A 21,013-nucleotide genomic window follows, 5' to 3' on the forward strand; every position below is an offset into this window, starting at 1 on the left:
GTTAAGCATTATCCTTCCACAATATTTTATTTTTCTTTACCAAAAACAAAAAAACAGAAATAAACAGTAAAATCACCCCAATAAATAGCCAAGGGGAGATAAATTTATTTTCCATCATATAAAACGCAATAGAAGGTGTAATCATAATACCTATGTTCACACCAGCTGAATAAAAACCTAAATTTCTATCAACCGTTTCACGTAAAGATATACCACTAATATAATGCGTGATAGCAGGGAATATTATCATTTCGCCCAAAGACCATAATACAGTAGCGCTTATTAGAAGAAAAATACTATGACCGTAGATCATTAATGAGAATCCTCCTCCTGCCAACAAAAATCCTAAAACTAATGAAAGTCTACTATTGATATTATTCATTTTTTTATTAATCGGAATCTCAAATAAAATCACAAGAAACGCATTAACAAAGAAAATAACACCGACAAAGTAGCTGGGCAGTGATGTATAGCCTATAATATAGGCAGAAAGAAAGGTTGGCGGAAGTGCATAGGCAATATGTACAGGTAAAACGGAAGATAGAATAACCACTAATCTTGAAGATTGATATTTTCTATCTTCCGAAACTTCATATTCCTTTTTCATATTATCATCCGTGTCATCAAGCTCTCTATTAAGAGTAGTTCTGACTCTCAGAGAGAAAAGGTAAAAAATAAGTGAGAATAAAGCAAAAACTGCATTCACTAAAAAAACAGATATAGGACTGACAGAAAATATAATCCCTCCTATAAAGGGTCCAATTGCCATACCGATATTTATAGCTAATCTATTACATGAAAAGGCAATTTTCCTTGTTGAATAATCTGAATTTGCAACTGTTTCAGAATAGGCGGCAGGCGTAAAAGACTCATAGCTCATTCCCCAAAGAAAAGAAAATACAATAATTGTATGATAAGAATCTAGGAATGGAATAACAAACAAGATCATCGATGTAAACAATAATGAAAAAACAATAATTCTATTAGAGCCAAATTTTGTAATAAAATAGCCGATAATAAGATCACAAAGTAATGCACCTGCACCAAAAACACCGACTAACACACCCGCTTGAATGGCAGTTAATGATTTTTCCTGTATAAGATATGCGGCAAAGAATGGGAACCCCATCGTTCCCATTCTGAATGAAAGCGTCGCAAAAAATAAAGATTGAAGTTTTTTGTTCAATCCTCGTATCGTTGCTATTGTGTCAAACATTTAACTCATACACTCCATCTTTGATTGAATCTATTTTTTTATAATCTAATTCGATAGCTGTTTTTTCATCCGAGAAAATAAATATCCTTAGTGGACTTGATAAGAGATCAATAGTGGGTGATATTTTTCTGCCAACACTATATTTTACTACTAATTTAAAAACCGTATCCAACCCTCTAATTTCATTCACTATACTTTCATTAATCGCGGTTATTATCCCATCCTGTTTCGTTGATGTGTTTAAAACACATGCTTCTTTTAATTTTCTATATTTTTTACCTGCAAAATTTTTCAAGAACCTATCCGGAGAGCAATAGGCAATATAAGTTATTCTTGCCTGATTGTTACCCAACACAATATCGTGAAAATCAGGTTCCATGTTTCCATTTAGTCTCGCTCCTATTTCAACAAGTGCAGGCCCCTTATCAGTTAATATCACTTCTGCGTGAGCCGGACCATTCATTATCCCTAGAGCGGGCAAGACCTTATAGATATAATCAACCAATAATTTTGCTTCATCGCTATTCTCATCAATCAACACATCTCTGTCATATATGTTCTTCCCGCCATGGACCATTTTTTTAACATATTTCCATATCCCACAAATATAAACATGCCCATGACTACTTACTGTATCAACGATATATTCATCACCTTCAAGAAATGATTGAACTAATATATCCTTATTATCAAGGCCAAATATATCTTTATTGTTTAAAACAACATCACACGCATCAATAACATCCTTTTCATTAAAACAAATAGTCACACCATCCGTTGAGGCTGAACTTAGTGGTTTTACAACACAAGGATATCCACTTTGGTTATTCACCCAATCAAGGATATGATTTTTTTCTGCTGATTTAATTTGGCATGTCGCGTTAATATTATTTTGATGCAACGTTTCAATCATATCATATTTATTTCGCCTAGAACTGGATAATTGAGTTCCGTTTGAATTGGTTAAATGAAGTGATTCACTTAATAAATCAGCTAAAATTACTCCCGGTTCCTGCCCAGCAATAATAGCAATCACATTCATTTCTTTCAATAAAATTACAATTTCATCTAAATTACAACCATTATAAACTAAGTTAATTTCATATTCGGATAGATTAGGCCCTAACATTGTTGGCATCAGTTCAGGGGTGCTTTGTACATGAATCAGCGAGATCCCATTTTCTTTAAAAAAACGTGGTAAAAAATTACCACTAGAATACACATCAACTAAAGCGACATATTCTTTCATCGGTTTTCCATTTACTTATATAACTAATAGTTATATGACTTTTTGATTTTACCATTTAAATAAATATCATTGAATGCTTGATAAATATTTTCAGGTGATTCTGCTAAACGATGTATAAAATGCAAATACCAATTGTAACCGTAAACACAGGCAATACGCGGTTTAATGACAGACAAATCTCTAGTGCTTTTCAGTAATTCAGGCCTTACACCATGCAGCATTTCATGCTCCCCTGTCTTATGTATACCTTCCCCTCTAATCATTTCTATTAGCTTTGGATCTTGAGTTGCATAAGCAAAGATATTTTCATTATTAGCTATTTCTATTAAAATTTCCATATATCTCTTATCAAGTTTGCTTCCTCTGGGGAGAGATATTTTCTCAGGTTCATCATAAACCCCCTTGACTAACCTAATTTTACATCCGGTTTTAAGAACATCCTTTATATCATCCTTAGTTCTATTTAATTGAGCTTGTAACGTTATTCCTAAGTTACTAAACTTCTTTCTCAGCATAAAGAAAATATCAAGAATGATATCAGTCCATTTAGATCTTTCCATACTAATGATTATGGGTATATCTTTTTTGATTGCTTTCTCACAAATTTTCTCACAATTCAGAATAGCAATCTCTTTTGAAATTCCTGAACCTAAATTAGATAAATCAAATCCTAACTGAGGTTTACTATCAACCCCATTGTCTATACGGTCGATCAAATTAAGATATTCATTAACTATTGTATCTACTTCAGCTATTGAGGAAGCCTCTTCACCTGCAAATTCGATTCCCGTGTTATAGCCTATACTTGCTAAATTTTGTAACCTTTCGAATAACTCAGAAATATTTTCACCGACAATATAGCGATGTGCTGCAGGTCTTAAAAAGTCCTGAAATTCTTTTGATGATATGAATAATTCTCTTAAAGAAGCATTGGCAGCAAAGTACTTAAGTGCCTTAGAGGTTATTAGTCTTTGGTTTACGTCATTCATAAAAACAAGGTTCATAAGCAATATCCTTTTTAATATAGGTTATTGAAGAGACAACATATATTTCGCAAAACTGTGACTAACATCATTTTTTTCATTCAATCGTTTATACTCTCTATATTTTTTAGCATAACTAAGCAGTGTTTCTTCGTTTTTATTTTTACGTGTAAATATTCCTCCCCATAATCGATCCCACCTAGCATAATTTGTGTCACTCATCAGATGGATATGGGCTTTTTTCATATTCCAATGTGGAATACCCGGATGTAAATGATGAACCAGATGATAGTTATCATTATGTCTGCCAAAAAAGAAATTCTCCCACCATGCTCCTTTGCGATTTCGAGTTAGTAATAGTGCTTCATTTTCAGATTCAGGCAAGGGGTAATGCTCGGAAAGTTCAACTATCCAACCAATCGCAACGGCAAAGGTAAATAATGGCACTAACCAAAAAGCTAAAAAATATAATATAACATCAAAGTATACACAAACTGATAAAATAGCAATCCAATATAATAAAAATGGAATTAACTCTTTTTTCCCCTCCTCGTTCTCATTATTTTGTATCTTTATTCTATCTTTTATTACATATTGTATATATTTGAAGGACCTGTAACCTGTTAGGGCTAATAAAATATTTTTAATGAAGAAATCTTTTGAATCTTCATTCGAATTGTACAGCCCAGATTTTATATGAAAGTTATAATCTGGATCTTTATCTTTATCCCCTAAATAAACGTGATGATATTTAATATGCGAATAACTATAAGAATTATAAAAATGAAACACCAAATAGCCAGACAAGTAAGTACCAGCTATATAATTTAACACCTTATTTTTAGCCAAGACATTATGAGATGCCTCATGTAATATATTAGTGAACGCTCTTTGTGTAGAACCAATCACAAATAATGAAATAGGGTAAAACCAATAACTGACACCAAGTGTTAAATATATTGATATAGCTATAAGAGAGTAGTCCTTTAAAATAGCTAACAGCCAGTGATAATTATCTTGTTTACATAAAGGCTTTAATCCTCTAATTACATCTCTTGATATTTTATACCTATTAGATACCTCTATATTTTCAGAAATCATAACACACCCTTACTTAATAAGGAAAAATAAGATCATGATGTTGATAATATATTTTCCAATAAAGATAAAACTTGATTTTTACTAGAAAGTAGTATTTAATTTCGAAATTAAATGCGTAATTATAACTAAAGAAACTTGCTTTTAAAGTCAATTATAACTATCTACATTAAATTTTATTTAACTTTCACACAAGTACATAATCACTCCTATAAAAATCTAATTTTAGTTTTAAATATAAACCAAGCATTAAACATTTGGTTATAGTTTCACTGATAAATATTTAATATGACTACGCTAGATAAACACAAAAATTAAAATAGCAAACAAGTTACATAAACACAACAAACTAAATTAAAAAAATAACACTTTAGGGTTAAATTTATTTTAGTGCTTCCAATTTGGTTTCATTTTGTGAAAAATACACATCCTTATAATGAAATTTATAAACAATGCCATACTCTAATTGGTTTTTTATTTATGAAGAAATAAAAATTAGAAATGCTCTTCAGAGAAAAAGTTTGGATAGTAATTTTATCTACACATAATGTCGCTCTGAAAAATTAAATAATGTCAATTTATCTATTAAACTAAATAGATCAGATATTATATTCAGGATGGGGTCATGTATTAAATAATGAGTTGTAGCAGGCTTATCGGTTTTTAGTGATGAAGGTAAAGCATGGCTAAAGTTAACGTCTATTGTTGTTATTGTCACAAATTAGAACATGTCAAAGTGGTGATCGCAGCAGGAAAACGTTGGAAAAACTGCTTTTACTTCTGTCTTCTTTTAATATCTGGTTTTACTGTACAGATGACTATGTCGTTTGTCATTGCTTTCCTGAGAAAAAACACCTCACGGGAAAGACGTTTACCCAACGTATCGGGAGAACTAATCTCACTCAGCGTATCCGCCTAAAAAGGCTAAACCGAAAAACGATAGGTTATTCCAAATCCGAAGAAACACACAATAAAGGATAGGAACGTTCATTGAAAATGAATACTACTTCCTTTAAATGATCTCACTATTGGAGTCATGACTAACTGATTAAGATACAATTTTATGAAACAGAAGCATTTCCTTGAACGTTTCAGTCAATATATTAAACACACGCCCCTACTATAAATAGAGGCGTAATCAACAACAAACTAATATCACTCATCCAGCAACGACAGCGCAAATTTCACCGCTTCAATCAATCTATCTGCATCTTGCTGGTTGTTATAAGGCATAAATGAAGCGCGCAAGCAGCCGCTGATCCCAAGAGCTTCTAGCAAGGGTTGAGCGCAATGTTGCCCCGAACGCAGGGAGATATTTTGTTCTGCAATCAGTGTTGCTAAGTCACTGTGATGTATTCCGGCGAAATTGAACGCCAGCAAACTGGAACTAGCCACACGGTAGCTGATAAAACCCGGCAGAAGGCTGAGTTGCTGCTCGGTGTAATCCGTCAGGGCAATGGCATGGGATTCGGCGAGCTGGATATCAATGGTTTTCAGCCACTCCAGAGTTGTTGCAAAGCCGATTACGCCAGCAACGTTAGGTGTACCTGCTTCAAAGCGATAGGGCACGGCTTCCGGTGTGAAACCGTCAAATGAGACTTGAGTCAGCATTTTGCCGCCGCCATGCCACGGAGACATCGCATTCAGTAACTCAGTTTTGCCATACAACACACCCAACCCATTCGGGCCATACAGTTTATGGGCTGAGAACGCATAAAAATCGATATCCAGTTGCTGAACATCAATAGGTGCGTGAACGATGCCCTGAGCACCATCAACCAGTACCTTGCAGTGATATTGATGGGCGAGTGTTGTGACCTGTGCCAAATCGATGGCGGCGCCAGTCACGTTCGACATTTGGCTGATGGCGACTAGTCGGCTTTTCTCATTTAACAGTTCTACCAGTTTCTCTATTTCAGGTTGGCGTTGGTTGCCAATCGGCCATTTTACGATTTTGACGCCTGTCTGTTCTGCCAGAATCAGCCACGGTAGCAGGTTAGAGTGGTGTTCCTGTTCGCTGATAATGATTTCATCACCTACGTTCAGGCGGGTGCGAAAGTAACTCTGCGCTACCAGATTAATGGACTCAGTGGTGCCTTTCGTCCAGATGATATCCACAGGTAATGGCGCATTGATCAATTCCGCGACCCGTGATCGGGCTTGCTCATAACGCGCGGTCATGGCTTGTGCTGTCGCGTGCTGGCTGCGATGTACCGTCGCACTGTGGTTCTGGTAATAGTGTTCGGTCGCCTCAATCATACATCTCGGCTTTAATGCAGTGGCGGCACTATCCAGAAACGTGGTTGATTCTTGCAGGGCAGGAAATTGTTGGCGGAATTGTTCTGAGTCAAAGGCTTTCATAAACGGTGTAATTTAATCATTGTGTGATAAAGAATAAGTTTTTCTTTAGCCAGAGGAAGGGGAATTCTACAGGAAAGTTGAGAAAAAAAGCACCGCAATTGCGGTGCATTAAAAAAATCACTATGGACAGACAGGGTAAATGTACAGGAAGTGAAAAAAAACGGTAGCTTACGCTACAAAGTCTGGATTACCAGACAACTTGCAAACACAACATCACAACCACAAAGCCAAAAGTATCAATGTATTAATACAAAGAGACTTTTCGTTCCGGCTTAGGAAGTGCGCACACTATAGGGATTTGCTGGTATATCATCAAGGGACAAATTATAATGCTTCGGATTATAAAAACTAATACCTGAACGAAAAGAGTTACCGGTATCGTCACCACCATATAAGAAACCAACATGTCTAAACGTTTACCTCCACTCAATGCCTTACGCGTTTTTGATGCCGCCGCCCGTCATTTAAGTTTTACTAAGGCGGCAGAAGAATTATTTGTGACTCAGGCCGCAGTTAGTCATCAGATGAAAAGTCTGGAAGATTTTCTGGGATTAAAGCTTTTTCGTCGTCGTAATCGTTCACTGTTGTTAACTGAAGATGGGCAGAGTTACTATCTCGATATCAAGGAAATTTTTACTGCTATCAATGATGCAACCCGCAAGCTTCAGGCACGTAGCGCTAAAGGGGCGTTAACCGTGAGTTTGTCTCCCAGTTTTGCTATTCAATGGCTGGTGCCACGGCTTTCTGGTTTTAATCAGAGCTTTCCGGGGATTGATGTCAGGATTCAGGCGATAGATCGGGAAGAAGATAAATTGACTGATGATGTTGATGTCGCCATTTTTTATGGCAGGGGCAATTGGCCGGGGTTGCGGACCGATCGTCTTTATCCTGAGTATTTACTGCCCGTCTGTTCTCCGGCCTTGTTGGCGGGAGACCGGCCCTTGAAAACCCCTTCAGATCTTGCCAGGCATACCTTATTGCACGATTCATCCCGGAGGGATTGGCAAGCCTATATTCGTCAGCTTGACATGCAGCAACAAATCAATGTCCAGCAAGGGCCAATATTCAGTCACAGTGCAATGGTGATTCAGGCGGCTGTGCACGGTCAGGGGGTTGCCCTTGCCAATAATGTTATGGCACAAAATGAAATTGATGCGGGGCGTTTGGTCTGTCCATTCAATGATGTTCTGGTCAGTAAGAACGCATTTTATTTGGTTTGTCACGATAATCAGGCAGAATTGGGCAAGATTGCCGCTTTTCGGAAATGGATATTGACGCAAGCCGCGTCCGAACAAGAAAGGTTGGGATATATCACTATACCCAATAGATGCCAATCTGAAACAGGAGCTGTGTGATGAGCAGTCGGGTCATGCTTATTTTTGTCGGGATCAGTGGTTTTTTCTACGTGGCATTGGGAGCGATGGGGGCACATATGTTGGCGCCTGTCCTGACTTCACGTCAGATGGAATGGATTCATACCGGCCTGCAATATCAAGGGCTGCATACACTCGCCATGATGGCGCTGGCTGTTTTTTTGATGCGTCAGCCAGTACCCCAATTTGGATGGAGTGGTATTTTTTTCGCAGCGGGAATTGTGCTGTTTAGCGGCAGTCTTTATTGTCTGGCCTTTTTACCGCTAAAATTTCTGGTGTATTTGACACCAATCGGTGGGCTGAGTTTTCTCATTGGTTGGTTATGTGTATTAATTGGCGCTCTGCGTCTAAGGAAATCGGCGCTTAGCCATGAATAAAGTTGCTTTATATTGCCGCCCGGGTTTTGAAAAAGAGTGTGCGGCAGAAATTACCGATAAAGCGGGTAAAAAAGAAATTTACGGTTTCGCCCGTGTGAAAGAAAACAGCGGATATGTACTGTTTGAGTGTTATCAGCCTGATGATGCCGATCGTCTGATCCGTGAAATTCCGTTTAAGGAATTGATTTTTGCCCGCCAAATGTTGGTCGTGGGCGAGTTGTTGAAAGATCTGCCGCAGGAAGATCGCATTACACCGATTATTGGTATGTTGATGGGGGTGATTGAGCGAGCCGGTGAGCTGCGTGTAGAAGTCCCGGACACCAATGAAAGCAAAGAGTTGATGAAATTCTGCCGTAAATTTACGGTTCCACTACGTAATGCAATGCGTCAGGAAAAGCTCTTGCTGGCAAAGGAAAACTACAGCCGTCCTGTAATCCATGTTTTTTTCATTGCTTCAGGTTGCTGCTATGTGGGGTATTCCTACAGTAACAATAATTCCCGTTTCTATATGGGGATCCCTCGTCTGAAATTTCCATCTGATGCACCAAGCCGTTCCACGCTGAAACTGGAAGAAGCCTTTCATGTCTTTGTTCCTTATGACGAATGGGAAGAACGTCTATGCAGCGGTCTTCATGCCGTGGATCTCGGTGCCTGTCCGGGAGGATGGACTTACCAGCTGGTAAAACGCAGCATGCTGGTTCATGCGGTAGATAATGGCCCGATGGCGGAAAGTTTAATGGAAACCGGTCAGGTGAAGCATCACCGCGTGGATGGCTTTAAATTTGAGCCGTCAGTAAAAAACATTTACTGGCTGGTTTGTGACATGGTTGAAAAACCTGCCAAAGTTGCACACTTGATGACAGATTGGTTGGTAAAAAGCTGGTGTCGTGAAGCGATCTTCAATCTCAAATTGCCGATGAAAAAGCGTTATGAGGAAGTGGATCACATATTGCAGAAAATTGAGTCGCAACTGAAAGAGAATGGTGTAAATGCTCAAATTCAGGCGAAACATCTGTATCACGATCGTGAAGAGATTACAGTACATGTTCGCCGCATCTGGTCTGTTTATGCAACTGAAAGGGATTATTGAAGGTGATGGATAGGGAATAAATTTCAAGTTGCGGTGAAAATACCGCAATTTGAAAAAAGAAAGTGTAAATAGATAATTCTTTCTTAGGGCTAATTTCCAGCAGATAAAAACAGTATTATTTTATAATAAATAATACTGTTTTTTTGTTATCAAAAAAATTTCATTGAAAAATAAATAATTAAATACATAAACTAAATTTGTTCAATATGTATTCTAAAAAGATATATTAATTATTTTTACACGGACAAGAACTAACGCTATTTTATGCTGGAGTTTTATTTCTAAGGGGAACTTAGAAAGAATTTAAAACTCTTGCTCCCGTTATTACAACTATTTCGGGTTTTAGAAAATTAATCTTGTTCTTACAGGAGATTTACATGACCTCAAAGAAAAAATATACCTATTCGGGGTTATCTGATTCTAATTCTGTTCAGGATGTAAAAGCACTTCTCACAGCCTACGTTCCGAATTACGATTCTTCTATTCGTGTTGATCATAATCCATTGGGCGATAATGCGCCTGATCAGCTTGTGAGGGGCCATTATCACTGGTCCAATAAATATGTTAATTCTTCTGGAACATTGGAATTATCATATCATTTTCTAACAAAAACACCGGCTATCATGCCGCTGTTTAATGTTTCTGGCTTCAGTGCGTTTAATGAAGATCAGAAAGATGCAGCGAGACTTTCTTTACAGTCTTGGTCTGATGTTGCCAATATTAAATTTACCGAAGTAAGTAATGCTAATAAAGCAAATATCACTTTTGGCTTCTTTGATTATAGCAAAGCGAAAGATTACGCATTCGCAAATCTGCCACAGGGACAAAAAACAGCTTATACATGGTATAACGCTAAGAGCCATACTTTTGTAGACAATGACATTGATGTGAATGGTTATGCCCGTCAGACTTTCACGCATGAAATTGGACATACTTTAGGATTGGAACACCCTGCTGATTATGATGCTTCTGATAAAGTGCGTCCAAGCTATATCACTAAAGCAAAATATTTCGAAGACTCTCGTGCCTATACGGTCATGAGTTATTTCGGTGAGAAATACACGGGCCAGGATTTCAAAGGTGAATATTCATCAGCACCTTTGCTGAATGATATCTCTGCCATTCAGGATTTGTATGGCGCTAATATGGAAACTCGTGCAGACGATACCATATATGGCTTCAATTCCAATACTGGCCGTGATTTCATGACCGCTACCGATGCGAACAGCAAACTGGTGTTCAGCGTTTGGGATGCGGGCGGTGAAGATACATTTGATTTCTCTGGCTTTACCCAAAATCAGCGTATTAACCTGAATGAAGGGGCTTTCTCTGATGTTGGCGGCTTGAAAGGTAACGTTTCTATCGCACGTGGTGTCGTTATTGAAAATGCGATTGGCGGTAGCGGTGACGACATTCTGGTCGGTAACAGCGCAGATAACATCCTGAAAGGTGGTGCAGGCGACGACATCATTTATGGCGGGCTTGGCGGTGACCATCTGTGGGGTGGCGAAGGCAAGGATACCTTTGTTTATCTGGATGGCAAAGAATCATTGAAAGACAACCCGGATTGGATTCATGATTTTACTTCTGGTGAAGATAAGATCGATCTGTCTTTCTTCAACTTCGGTAGTCGTGGCGATATCAAATTTGTGGATTCATTCTCAGGCAAGGCGGGTGAAGTGAAGTTCACTTATGACCAAGTGAATGAAGTCACAGATTTAGAGATCAGTCTTGGTGGTGATCTGGCGGGCAACGATTTCCTAGTGAAAGTTGTTGGCCAGCCGCTGACTGAGGCAGATTTCATCGTTTGATGATGTCATCGCAATAACTGAATGCTGCCGTATGCTTCTTGGTGTACGGCAGTATTAAGGAGGCCGCTGTGTTATATCGTCATCTGAAGATAATATCGGTTTTCTTTCGTCCCCTGTTTCATCAGTATGAATTTTTTGGAACTCCGTTTTATAGGTTGAAGACATGTTTGCGGAGAGCTTTTTTATCGACAATAAATTTATCGGCATTGAAATTATCGGTAATTTTATCTCTTTTTTTTGCAGGAGGATGTATGGCGAGTAGTTTGAGACTTCCACCCGCTGATGAGTTGAAAGGGCTATGGCAACTCTCCGATGGGCAGCAGGTATGTCGTGTTGAATTGACCGATACCCGTTTACCTGAAGGGTCAATTTGGGCGCTAAAAAGTGACGCCTGTGCGACAGCGCTGTTTGGTCAGCCTGTTGAAGGATGGCGTCCGGCTCCCGATGGAATCACATTGACGGATGATGACGGTAATAGTCTGGCCTTTTTTGGTCATGAGTCTGAAGAACAATGGGTCGCCTACCTTGTTGATGGCAGGGAATTGGTCATGACATTTAGTGGCACAGCGAATGCAGTGACAAAATAAAAAATCAGGCATGATTTGATAACTAATTCGTTTTGCTTCAGTTAATGATAAAGGGATTGCAGTGAAATTACGCTTTCCGAAGGATGAAATCACGGATGTTATCCGTGCACGCAGCAAAGTATTCTGGACTATTGGCTTATTTACAGCGTTTATCAATCTGTTGATGCTGGTTCCCTCGATTTATATGCTTCAGGTATATGATCGGGTACTGCCATCCGGTAATGAAATGACCCTGTTAATGCTGACGCTTATCACACTGGGTATGTTTGCCATCATGGGCGGGCTGGAATATATCCGCAGTCAGGTGGTAATCCGCATTGGCAACCAGTTTGATATGAGCCTGAACCAGCGGGTTTACACCGCTTCGTATGAGTCCAACCTAAAAAGTGGCTCAACAGATGCGGGGCAAATGCTCAATGATTTGGCGACTATTCGCCAGTTTCTGACGGGGAATGCACTGTTTGCTTTTTTTGATGCTCCTTGGTTCCCCGTCTACCTTTGTGTCATTTTCCTGTTTAGCCCGTATCTGGGATTGTTGGCACTGGTTGGGGCCATCATTCTTATCACGCTGGCGGTATTGAACCAGTGGCTATCCCAGGCACCGTTAGCCGAAGCAAGCAACCTCTCTTTACGATCAGCCCATCTTGCCAGCACCAACTTACGCAACGCAGAAGTGATCGAAGCGCTCGGAATGTTGCCGGTATTGCGTCACCGCTGGTTTGGTTTGCATAAGCGCTTTCTCCATTTCCAGTGTATTGCCAGTGAACGAGCGGCATTCATTGCTGCGCTGACTAAAACAGTACGCATAGCCTTGCAATCTTTGATTCTGGGTTTGGGCGGTTGGCTGGCGATTGAAGGGAATATCACGCCGGGAATGATGATAGCAGGTTCCATTTTGATGGGGCGGGCGTTGTCCCCGATTGAGCAGTTGATACAGGCATGGAAGAGCTGGAGTGCGGCTCGTTTGTCATGGCAGCGGTTGGACAAGCTCCTGAAAGCTCAGCCAGAGCGCAAAAGTGGCATGTCATTGCCTGTTCCCAAGGGCGTATTGCTGTTGGAGAAAGTCTCTGCAATACCACCCGGTAAAACACGTGCCGCTCAGGCATCACCAAGCCAGACATCACAAAACAAGCAATATGTTTTGCAGGATATCAACTTTGCCTTAAATCCCGGCGATGTTCTGGGGGTGATTGGCCCCAGTGCGTCAGGGAAATCCACATTAGCCCGTTTGCTGGTGGGGATTTGGCCGGCACAGGAAGGCGTTGTACGACTTGATAGTGCCGATATTTACCAGTGGAACAAAGATGAATTGGGGGCATCCATTGGTTATTTGCCGCAGGACATTGAACTGTTTGGTGGCACGATTGCTGAGAATATCGCGCGTTTTAACGATGTTGATCCTGAAAAAGTGATCGAGGCGGCACAAAAAGCCGGCGTCCATGAATTGGTGCTCAATCTTGAACAGGGTTATGACACGGTCATTGGTGCCGGAGGAATGGGGCTGTCTGGTGGGCAAAAACAGCGGATTGGGCTGGCTCGCGCTTTGTATGGTAATCCGTCGCTTGTGGTATTGGATGAACCTAATTCGAATCTGGATGATATCGGAGAAAAAGCGCTGAGTAATGCCATTGCTCAATTACGGGAACAAGGGAAAACGGTGGTGGTGATTACCCATCGTCCTTCATTGCTCTCGCAAACAACCAAAGTTTTGCTGTTGGTGCAGGGTAAAATGAAAATGTTTGGCCCTTCCCAGCAAGTCATGGCGGCGCTGTCTCCGTCACAGCCACAGCCACAACCAAAAGCGGTCGAACGTGCCTCGTAACATGATTCAGCCATATTTAAATTCTTGGGATATTGCTATCTGGGAGTAAAGATGTCCTATCAGACCAATGCAAAGGATGCCCAAAATGAGGCGTCAGAATTATTGCCGCTGGATGCGAATCGTTACCTGCGAATAGGCTGGTTGGTTATTGGCATTGGCATTCTGGGCTTTTTAATCTGGGCCGCGTTTGCGCCACTCGATAAAGGGGTGGCTTCTTCAGGGACGGTTGTCGTGGATGGAAACCGAAAAACGGTACAGTCCCCGGTGAATGGTATTATCAGGCAAATTCAGGTGAAAGAGGGTGAGCAAGTCAAGGCCGGGCAGGTTTTGGTTCAGCTCAGCCAAGTGCAGGTTAATGCGCAGATTGATTCTCTGAAACAGCAACTTTATACCACTTTGGCAACGGAAGCCCGACTGTTGGCCGAACAACAAGGACAGGATGCCATTGTCTTTCCATCCACATTATTGAGTCAGCAATCGGAGCCGCGCGTTCAGGATATTCTGGCATTGCAGAAACAGCTCTTTCTGTCACGCCGTGAGATGTTGCGAAGTGACTTGGCAGGCATGCAACAGACTGAGGAAGGGCTGAATTTCCAAATCAAAGGATTACGAGAAGCCTTAATAAGCAAGCGACAACAGCAGGCTTCACTCAAGGAGCAAGTGACTAACCTGCAACCTTTAACAGAGGAAGGCTATTTTCCCCGTAACCAGTATCTGGAATTACTGCGTAACCAAAGTGAGTTAAGTGGCAGTGTGGCCGAGATGTCTGGGCGAATTGGTCAGCTTGAAAAGCAGCGGCAGGAAACGCAACAGCGAATTATTCAGCGTCAGGCTGATTACCAACGTGAAGTACGCAGCCAATTGTCGGATGTGCAGGTGTTGGCTAATGAATTAGGCAATAAGCTGGAAACGGCCCAGTTTGATTTGTCTCATACCTCAATTACGGCTCCGGTCGATGGTTCAGTGGTGGGGTTGAACGTATTTACCCAAGGCGGTGTGGTGGCTTCCGGTGAGAAATTGATGGAGATCCTCCCTGCTCAGAGTACCTTGGAAGTGGAAGCGCGCTTGATGGTGCATTTGATTGATAAGGTGGCTGTAGGTCAGGATGTTGATTTGATGTTTACTGCGTTCAACCAAAACCGGACGCCGAAAGTGACGGCTAAGCTGGCAGTGGTTTCTGCTGACCGGTTAGTGGATGGAGTAACAAGGGAACCTTATTACCAGATGCGATTGAAAGTGACCCCTGAGGGAATGGAGAAATTGGCAGGACTGAATATCAAGCCGGGGATGCCGGTTGAGGTGTTCGTCAAAACGGGATCGCGCTCTCTGTTGAGCTATCTGTTCAAGCCACTGGTGGATAGGGCGTCTACATCGCTGATTGAGGAGTAATGGAGATGTTGAGGTATTGCGGTTTTGCCAATAAACGTACTTTGCTATTGCCTCTGTTTTTAAGGCGAATGTTTTTGAGGGCAATGTTTTTAAGGGCAATGTTTTTAAGGGCAATGTTTTTGAGGGAAATGTTTTTAACGGCATTGTTGGTGATGTCAGCTTCCGGTTCCGCGAAAGCCCTTTCTTTGACGGAAACTTATGCTCTGGCATTGCAGCATGATCCAACATTTCAGGCCGCCATCAAAGAGCAGGAAGCAGGGCAGGAAGAGAAAAATCTTGGGCTGGCAGAATTGCTGCCCAAGGTATTGATTAGCTATCAGAATTCACCGCAAAACTGGCAGAAAATGGAATCTCATTCTGTAGATATGCGTGGTCGGAAGGTTAGCGAAAGCCGTGACCGGAAGTATGACAGCTATAGCGGTGCGATTATTTTGACCCAGCCGCTGATTGATTTTGAAGCGTGGGCGCGTTATCGAACCCGTCAGGCTTATACGCTGATGAGTGATGCCCGCTTTCGGGCGGATAGCCAGCAATTGGCGGTCAGGGTAGTGAACAGCTATGTGGCTGTAGCCTATGCACAGGATCGGCTGGAGCAAGTCGCCCGGCAGAGGACTGCCTATGAAGAGCAACTGGAACGCAATCAGAAATTGTTTTCCTCTGGCGAGGGCACTCGCACCGATGTGGCAGAAACGCAAACACGTTACAGCCAGGTACTGGCCGATGAATTGATGGTGCAGGATGAGCTGGATGCCGCAATCCGTGACTTGCAGCTATTAGTTGGTGTACCGTTGCCCGCCGGTTTACCGGTTAATCGCTTGTCCGACGCACCACAGTTCAAAGCCATCAAACGGGATATCGGGCGTTATGCTGATTGGGAACAGCAGGCATTAAGCCAGAACCCTCAATTGGCGGCAGCCCGGCAGAAAGTTGATGTGGCGTATCATGACATTAACCGCAATCGTGCGGGATACCTGCCAAAACTTGAGTTGTATGCTTCTCATAGCGAAAATAAGTCCAGTAGCGATAACAGTATTGACCAAAAATACCGGACAGATTCTATTGGCTTGCGTGTTTCCATGAATCTTTATAATGGCGGCGGAACGGCGGCGGCAGTACGTCAATCGGCGGCAAATTATGGCAAGACTAAATATGAGATGGATGCACAGGCAGGCGAAATCCTGAATGCACTGCGCCGCAATTATAATGCCTATGTTAATGGTGAGAAGCGGATACGAGTCTATGAAACCGCGGTAGAAGCGGCTGAATTACAGGTGAAAGCGACGCAAAAAAGCGTTGCTTTGGGGCAGCGAGTGAATGTCGATGTGCTCAATGCTGAGCAACAACTCTATACTGCGCGTCGTGAACTGTCTCAGGCTAAATATGACTATATGAAAGCGTGGATTGGATTGCTGAATGAGTCGGGGCAATTAAATGGTGAACATATTAAGTTAATTGCTGATTATTTTGGTTGATCTGATTTTATGCAGAAACCGATTTAAATGATTTTTTGAAATTTCCATTAAATAACAGATAAGAGAAAACAGCGTACTTTATTATAAAGCTATGCTGTTTTTTATTTTTATAAAATAATTTAATGGGATTGTTTAGCTTATCTGATTAAGAGAGGGATAAGTTTAAATAAATGTTAAACGATATGTAAAATGATCTCTTTTCACAGGAATTTGAACTAAACTTTATATTGTGGTTGATGTGTTTATTATATGTCAGCAATTGATTTCCGTCTTTTATTTCAGGTTGATGCCTTTTTAAGGAGGTCGGGATGTCCTTGTCGAAAAAAGAAATTAATGAGAATGAGGTTTTATATTCTTATGCGGTTAAACAAATAAAAAAATATTTGGATTATTACAATCCAAGTAAAAATAAAAATATTAATAAATATAAAAAACCAATATATGGTGATAAATCATATGAGAAAATTTTGAGAAAGAATTTTATTTGGAAGAATAAGAAAAAAGAGACGCTACCTAACGAGCCTGTACAATTCAAATATTGTATATTAACATCAAAGTCTAAATTTGCGAAAGAACCTGCGGTTAAAAAAGCTATGGAGAAAGCCAAGGTTGCAGAACTTGCGACCATTGATATGGATATTAAGGAAGCTTTGGATAAATCCTATGAATCTTGGAGTCGTGTTGCTAATATCTCTTTTACCGAAGTTTATGATTATGATAAAGCTGATCTTGTCGTTTGTTTTTATAGTAAAAATATAAAAAAAGCAGATCTTAATCCATTTACTAAATTACCTACTAAAGGAAATTATAAATCCCATTCATGGTTTAATATGAATAATGACAAATTTTCTGATAAAAAATTTCTTGAAGTCAATAGAAATATACGAAAGGCGTTTGTTCACGAAATTGGGCATCAATTGAGTCTGATCCACCCGTCTCCATATGATGCCGGTGATAAAGAGAAACCCAATTATGAGAAGAGTGCTTCTCATTTTGAGGATAGTTTCGCTTATACTGTTATGAGTTATTTTAATTCATCTTATACTGGGCAGGATTTTGAGGATTTATACCCATCTTGCCCTGTAATGAATGATATTTCTGCTGTTCAAAAGTTATATGGTCTTAACAGTAGTAATTATCCTACTTATATTGTATATGGTTTTAATTCTAATACCGGTTTGGATTATGAAACTGCATTACACAAAGAGAGTAAATTGATATTTTGTGCCTGTCCTCCTAATATTATTTCAGGCAAAGAAATAGAGGTTAATAGGTTTGACTTTTCTGGTTTTGTGCAGGATCAGGTTATCAATTTGAATGAGGGGGCTTTTTCTGATGTTGGTGGATTGAAAGGCAATGTCTCTATCGCCCGCGGTTGTACTATTCATGAGGCTATTGGTGGTCGTGGTAACGATATCATTATAGGTAATAATGTTCCAAAAAATTTGGAAGGCACTGCGGGCAATAATATTTTATATAGTGGCTTTGGAGGAGGAACGATAAGGGGAGGAACGGGAAAAAACACATTCGTTTATTTGTCTGGTAATCAATCAATAGATAGCAGTTACGATACCATTCTTGATTTTGAATCAGGTAAAGATAAAGTCGATTTATCAGGTTTTGATTTTGGTGGAACAGGAAAAGTGAAATTTGTTGAGCGTCACAATTTTGGTCAGCCAGGAGATGCCTATTTTATATACCAGAGTATATACAATTCAACAAGTTTATATATTAAGTTAGGGAAAGGAATGGTCTCTGATATGTTTATGTTAGTATTTATAGGGATAAAAGAATTAACTGAATCAGATTTTATTCTCTAATTCAGTTTATACATATTGTTTTTCAAGTCGCAAGATGACTGGTTTTTCCGGCTCACTTTCTTAGACGGTTATTCTTCTCTGCGATTTGAGATTTATTCGACATAAATCAGCCTGAGTTGCTGCAAATTTCCTTGTAGTGATAGATCGGTTTTTAATGAAGCGACTTCCCGGCTGATATAAGCTATTTCTTTATGAGCTTCTAATTTTTTTCGCCATTTATCTGGTTGGGCTTCCAGATTCTGGAATAAATTATCCAGCGAACCGGCTTGTTGTAGCAGGGTGGCGGCTGTCTTCGGGCCAATGCCCTGAACGCCGGGGATTTTACTGCTACTGATACCTGCCAGCCCCCAATAATCAGGAAGTTGGTCAGGGGAAACGCCGAATTCTTGCTGAACGAACGGTAAGTCCAGCCAGCGTTTTTGGAAGTAATCACGGATTTGAATATTGGGAGAAAGAAGCTGGCAATAGCCCTTATCTGTTGAAACAATTGTGACATGATGACCGGTATTGGCGACTTTAGTCGCCAATGTTGCGGCCAAATCATCCGCCTCATGTCCTTCTGCATGCCAGCAAGCTACGCCAAGTTCATTGAATGCCTGCTTAATCAGCGGCATCTCCTGTTGTAAGTTTTCTGGCATAGCAGAACGCCCTGCTTTGTAGTCAGGGAAAAGTTGATGGCGCCAGCTATGTTTGCGATCATCTTCATCAAATACGGCAACGGCATGAGTCGGGGATGCGTGGGTGATTAATTGCTTTAACGCATGTTCGCAGGCAGGAACGCAAGGGCTTCCCTGTACCGCATGGATGCGTCGAATCAGATTTAGGGCGTCTACAATTAAAAGATGTATCATGGTCGTTATATTCCATCCTTGGATTTTATTCCTTGGCACTAGCCTCATTGAATCGTGAAGAGAAAAGGTATCTGTGATTTATTTGATTATCTCATAACACGGCTCATAAGCAGTACCTCCCGGAAGTTTCATGCGATCTTGCTCCACAAAATCTTCTAGCAAGTTATCCATACAGTGCATAATGTCAGCATCACCGTGGATCTTGAATGCCCCGTATTTCTCTATGGCATGAATACCCACTTCTTTTACATTACCTGCCACAATGCCAGAAAATGCGCATCGCAATGCTGACGCAAGTTTCTCAGGTGGTTGATTTGGATATAAATTCAGGTTAGCCATGTTGTCATGGGCTGGATTGAATGGAGATTGTAAATCAGGGCTGATTTTCAATGACCAGTTGAAGCTGTAAGCATCTCCGGTAGAACGGCGATTCTCTTTGACGTTTGGCATCGCCCTTTTCATTATACGTGCGACTTCTGATGGTGCATCCATAATAATGCGGTAGTAGTGACGAGCCTGTTTTCCCAAAGTATTAACGATAAACTCATCTAACGCGTGGAAGTAATCGGCACTCTCTTTGGGGCCTGTTAAGACCAGTGGCAGAACCTGATCTTTATTTTCAGGATTCATCAGGATAGCCAGCAAATACAGCAGTTCTTCTGCCGTACCCACGCCGCCGGGGAAGATAATAATACCGTGAGCAATACGGACAAAGGCTTCCAGACGTTTTTCGATGTCAGGCATGATAATCAGCTCATTCACCAACGGGTTGGGAGGTTCTGCCGCGATAATTGAAGGCTCTGTAATACCGACGAACCGACTGTTTTTATAATTCTGCTGGGCATGCCCTACCGCAGCGCCTTTCATTGGGGCTTCCATTGCTCCCGGGCCACAACCTGTACAGATATTCAGTTCGCGTAACCCCAGCTCATTCCCTACCTTGCGCCCATATAAATACTCTTTTTCATTGATGGAATGACCGCCCCAACAAACAATCATATTCGGATCTTCTGAGATATGCAGGGCGTTAGCGTTGCGCAGGATGGAGAAAATGGTGCTGGTAATATGTGTACCATTTTCCATATTTAAATTGTGAGCTTTCTGTGCATTGGTAATTTGCGCGTGAACGAACAAAATATCCCTTAACACTGCGAACAGATTTGCTTGCAGGGAACGGATGATTTTACCATCAACAAAAGCGTCTTCCGGTGGATTGACTAACTCCAGCTTTACGCCGCGTTCTCTGCGCAGTACGTTGATATCAAAATCTTCATATTTTGACAGCAATTCTTTACTGTTATCGGTTTGGCTTCCAGAATTAAGAACCGCCAGTGAACAGTTACGAAAAAGGCGGTATAAATCACTACTTGCGGTACGCTTAAGCGTATCTACTTCAAGCTGAGAGAGTAAATCCATCGATCCCAATGGATTGACATGTGTAATCAAGAATGACTCCTTTTACCCCTTATAGGGGTTCCTCAATAATGATTTATACCCTCTATCTTTCAAATTGC

At 40.8% G+C, this 21,013-nt stretch carries 16 protein-coding genes and 1 pseudogene; 10 read left to right on the top strand and 7 right to left on the bottom strand.

Going from position 1 to position 21,013, the window contains the following annotated elements; all coding sequences use genetic code 11:
• Window position 1 precedes the first annotated feature (1 nt).
• Genes Xmir_RS35415 through Xmir_RS35430 form a run of 4 tightly spaced genes read right to left on the bottom strand, consistent with a single transcriptional unit; the run spans window position 2 to window position 4,549 of the window.
• Window positions 2-1,216, bottom strand: coding sequence for an MFS transporter (locus Xmir_RS35415; RefSeq protein ID WP_099114015.1), 1,215 nt, complete (start codon window positions 1,214-1,216; stop codon window positions 2-4).
• Window positions 1,209-2,465, bottom strand: coding sequence for an ATP-grasp domain-containing protein (locus Xmir_RS35420; protein ID WP_099114016.1), 1,257 nt, complete (start codon window positions 2,463-2,465; stop codon window positions 1,209-1,211). Before Xmir_RS35420 ends, Xmir_RS35415 begins: the two co-directional genes overlap by 8 nt.
• A 23-nt stretch (window positions 2,466-2,488) precedes the next feature.
• Window positions 2,489-3,469, bottom strand: a complete 981-nt coding sequence (locus tag Xmir_RS35425) for a proline dehydrogenase family protein (RefSeq protein ID WP_208620409.1) — start codon at window positions 3,467-3,469, stop codon at window positions 2,489-2,491.
• A 24-nt stretch (window positions 3,470-3,493) separates the two neighbouring features.
• Window positions 3,494-4,549: a fatty acid desaturase family protein gene (locus Xmir_RS35430; protein WP_099114017.1), complete on the bottom strand. Its 1,056-nt coding sequence runs from the start codon at window positions 4,547-4,549 to the stop codon at window positions 3,494-3,496.
• 735 nt (window positions 4,550-5,284) lie between these two features.
• On the opposite strand from Xmir_RS35430, the pseudogene Xmir_RS35435 reads away from it, so the two are divergent.
• Window positions 5,285-5,562, top strand: a pseudogene (locus tag Xmir_RS35435) (IS1 family transposase); the annotation flags it as partial.
• 139 nt (window positions 5,563-5,701) lie between these two features.
• Here Xmir_RS35435 and csdA read toward each other — a convergent pair.
• Window positions 5,702-6,907 (bottom strand): cysteine desulfurase CsdA, encoded by a 1,206-nt coding sequence (csdA, locus tag Xmir_RS35440; RefSeq protein ID WP_099114019.1) that lies wholly within the window; start codon window positions 6,905-6,907, stop codon window positions 5,702-5,704.
• 404 nt (window positions 6,908-7,311) lie between these two features.
• On the opposite strand from csdA, the gene Xmir_RS35445 reads away from it, so the two are divergent.
• The 9 genes from Xmir_RS35445 (at window position 7,312) to Xmir_RS35485 (ending at window position 18,648) form a co-directional block, all read left to right on the top strand.
• The gene (locus Xmir_RS35445) at window positions 7,312-8,262 is read left to right on the top strand and encodes a transcriptional regulator GcvA (protein ID WP_099114020.1); all 951 of its coding nucleotides are present in this window, start codon (window positions 7,312-7,314) and stop codon (window positions 8,260-8,262) included.
• Entirely contained in the window at window positions 8,262-8,657 is a 396-nt protein-coding gene (locus Xmir_RS35450) for a DUF423 domain-containing protein (RefSeq protein WP_099114021.1), read from the top strand. Before Xmir_RS35445 ends, Xmir_RS35450 begins: the two co-directional genes overlap by 1 nt.
• Entirely contained in the window at window positions 8,650-9,747 is a 1,098-nt protein-coding gene (gene rlmM, locus Xmir_RS35455; protein ID WP_099114022.1) for a 23S rRNA (cytidine(2498)-2'-O)-methyltransferase RlmM, read from the top strand. Before Xmir_RS35450 ends, rlmM begins: the two co-directional genes overlap by 8 nt.
• A gap of 377 nt (window positions 9,748-10,124) precedes the next feature.
• A complete protein-coding gene (locus Xmir_RS35460; protein ID WP_099114023.1) occupies window positions 10,125-11,558 on the top strand; it encodes a serralysin family metalloprotease in 1,434 nt (477 codons plus the stop codon).
• 251 nt (window positions 11,559-11,809) lie between these two features.
• Window positions 11,810-12,145, top strand: a complete 336-nt coding sequence (locus Xmir_RS35465) for a protease inhibitor Inh/omp19 family protein (RefSeq protein WP_099114024.1) — start codon at window positions 11,810-11,812, stop codon at window positions 12,143-12,145.
• A gap of 61 nt (window positions 12,146-12,206) precedes the next feature.
• On the top strand, window positions 12,207-13,967 hold the full coding sequence (locus tag Xmir_RS35470) for a type I secretion system permease/ATPase (RefSeq protein WP_099114025.1): 1,761 nt from the start codon (window positions 12,207-12,209) through the stop codon (window positions 13,965-13,967).
• A gap of 51 nt (window positions 13,968-14,018) precedes the next feature.
• Window positions 14,019-15,356 carry an HlyD family type I secretion periplasmic adaptor subunit gene (locus Xmir_RS35475; RefSeq protein ID WP_099114026.1) on the top strand — a complete coding sequence of 446 codons (1,338 nt, stop codon included), beginning with the start codon at window positions 14,019-14,021 and terminating at the stop codon, window positions 15,354-15,356.
• Window positions 15,357-15,361: 5 nt separating this feature from the next.
• The gene (locus tag Xmir_RS35480) at window positions 15,362-16,828 is read left to right on the top strand and encodes a TolC family outer membrane protein (RefSeq protein WP_099114113.1); all 1,467 of its coding nucleotides are present in this window, start codon (window positions 15,362-15,364) and stop codon (window positions 16,826-16,828) included.
• Between the two features lie 308 nt (window positions 16,829-17,136).
• Window positions 17,137-18,648 (top strand): M10 family metallopeptidase C-terminal domain-containing protein, encoded by a 1,512-nt coding sequence (locus Xmir_RS35485; RefSeq protein ID WP_099114027.1) that lies wholly within the window; start codon window positions 17,137-17,139, stop codon window positions 18,646-18,648.
• Window positions 18,649-18,740: 92 nt separating this feature from the next.
• Here the strand turns inward: Xmir_RS35485 and xni are convergent, their stop codons facing one another.
• Together xni and ppnN are read right to left on the bottom strand one after the other, a co-directional pair.
• Window positions 18,741-19,499, bottom strand: a complete 759-nt coding sequence (gene xni / locus Xmir_RS35490) for a flap endonuclease Xni (RefSeq protein ID WP_099114028.1) — start codon at window positions 19,497-19,499, stop codon at window positions 18,741-18,743.
• A gap of 78 nt (window positions 19,500-19,577) precedes the next feature.
• A complete protein-coding gene (ppnN, locus tag Xmir_RS35495; RefSeq protein WP_099114029.1) occupies window positions 19,578-20,945 on the bottom strand; it encodes a nucleotide 5'-monophosphate nucleosidase PpnN in 1,368 nt (455 codons plus the stop codon).
• Window positions 20,946-21,013: the final 68 nt, after the last annotated feature.

Source organism: Xenorhabdus miraniensis, from assembly GCF_002632615.1.

Coding starts and splice junctions, on each gene's coding strand:
- Xmir_RS35415 (WP_099114015.1), bottom strand. CDS start 1,216: ATGTTTGACACAATAGCAACGATACGAGGATTGAACAAAAAACTTCAA.
- Xmir_RS35420 (WP_099114016.1), bottom strand. CDS start 2,465: ATGAAAGAATATGTCGCTTTAGTTGATGTGTATTCTAGTGGTAATTTT.
- Xmir_RS35425 (WP_208620409.1), bottom strand. CDS start 3,469: ATGAACCTTGTTTTTATGAATGACGTAAACCAAAGACTAATAACCTCT.
- Xmir_RS35430 (WP_099114017.1), bottom strand. CDS start 4,549: ATGATTTCTGAAAATATAGAGGTATCTAATAGGTATAAAATATCAAGA.
- csdA (WP_099114019.1), bottom strand. CDS start 6,907: ATGAAAGCCTTTGACTCAGAACAATTCCGCCAACAATTTCCTGCCCTG.
- Xmir_RS35445 (WP_099114020.1), top strand. CDS start 7,312: ATGTCTAAACGTTTACCTCCACTCAATGCCTTACGCGTTTTTGATGCC.
- Xmir_RS35450 (WP_099114021.1), top strand. CDS start 8,262: ATGAGCAGTCGGGTCATGCTTATTTTTGTCGGGATCAGTGGTTTTTTC.
- rlmM (WP_099114022.1), top strand. CDS start 8,650: ATGAATAAAGTTGCTTTATATTGCCGCCCGGGTTTTGAAAAAGAGTGT.
- Xmir_RS35460 (WP_099114023.1), top strand. CDS start 10,125: ATGACCTCAAAGAAAAAATATACCTATTCGGGGTTATCTGATTCTAAT.
- Xmir_RS35465 (WP_099114024.1), top strand. CDS start 11,810: ATGGCGAGTAGTTTGAGACTTCCACCCGCTGATGAGTTGAAAGGGCTA.
- Xmir_RS35475 (WP_099114026.1), top strand. CDS start 14,019: ATGTCCTATCAGACCAATGCAAAGGATGCCCAAAATGAGGCGTCAGAA.
- Xmir_RS35480 (WP_099114113.1), top strand. CDS start 15,362: ATGTTGAGGTATTGCGGTTTTGCCAATAAACGTACTTTGCTATTGCCT.
- Xmir_RS35485 (WP_099114027.1), top strand. CDS start 17,137: ATGTCCTTGTCGAAAAAAGAAATTAATGAGAATGAGGTTTTATATTCT.
- xni (WP_099114028.1), bottom strand. CDS start 19,499: ATGATACATCTTTTAATTGTAGACGCCCTAAATCTGATTCGACGCATC.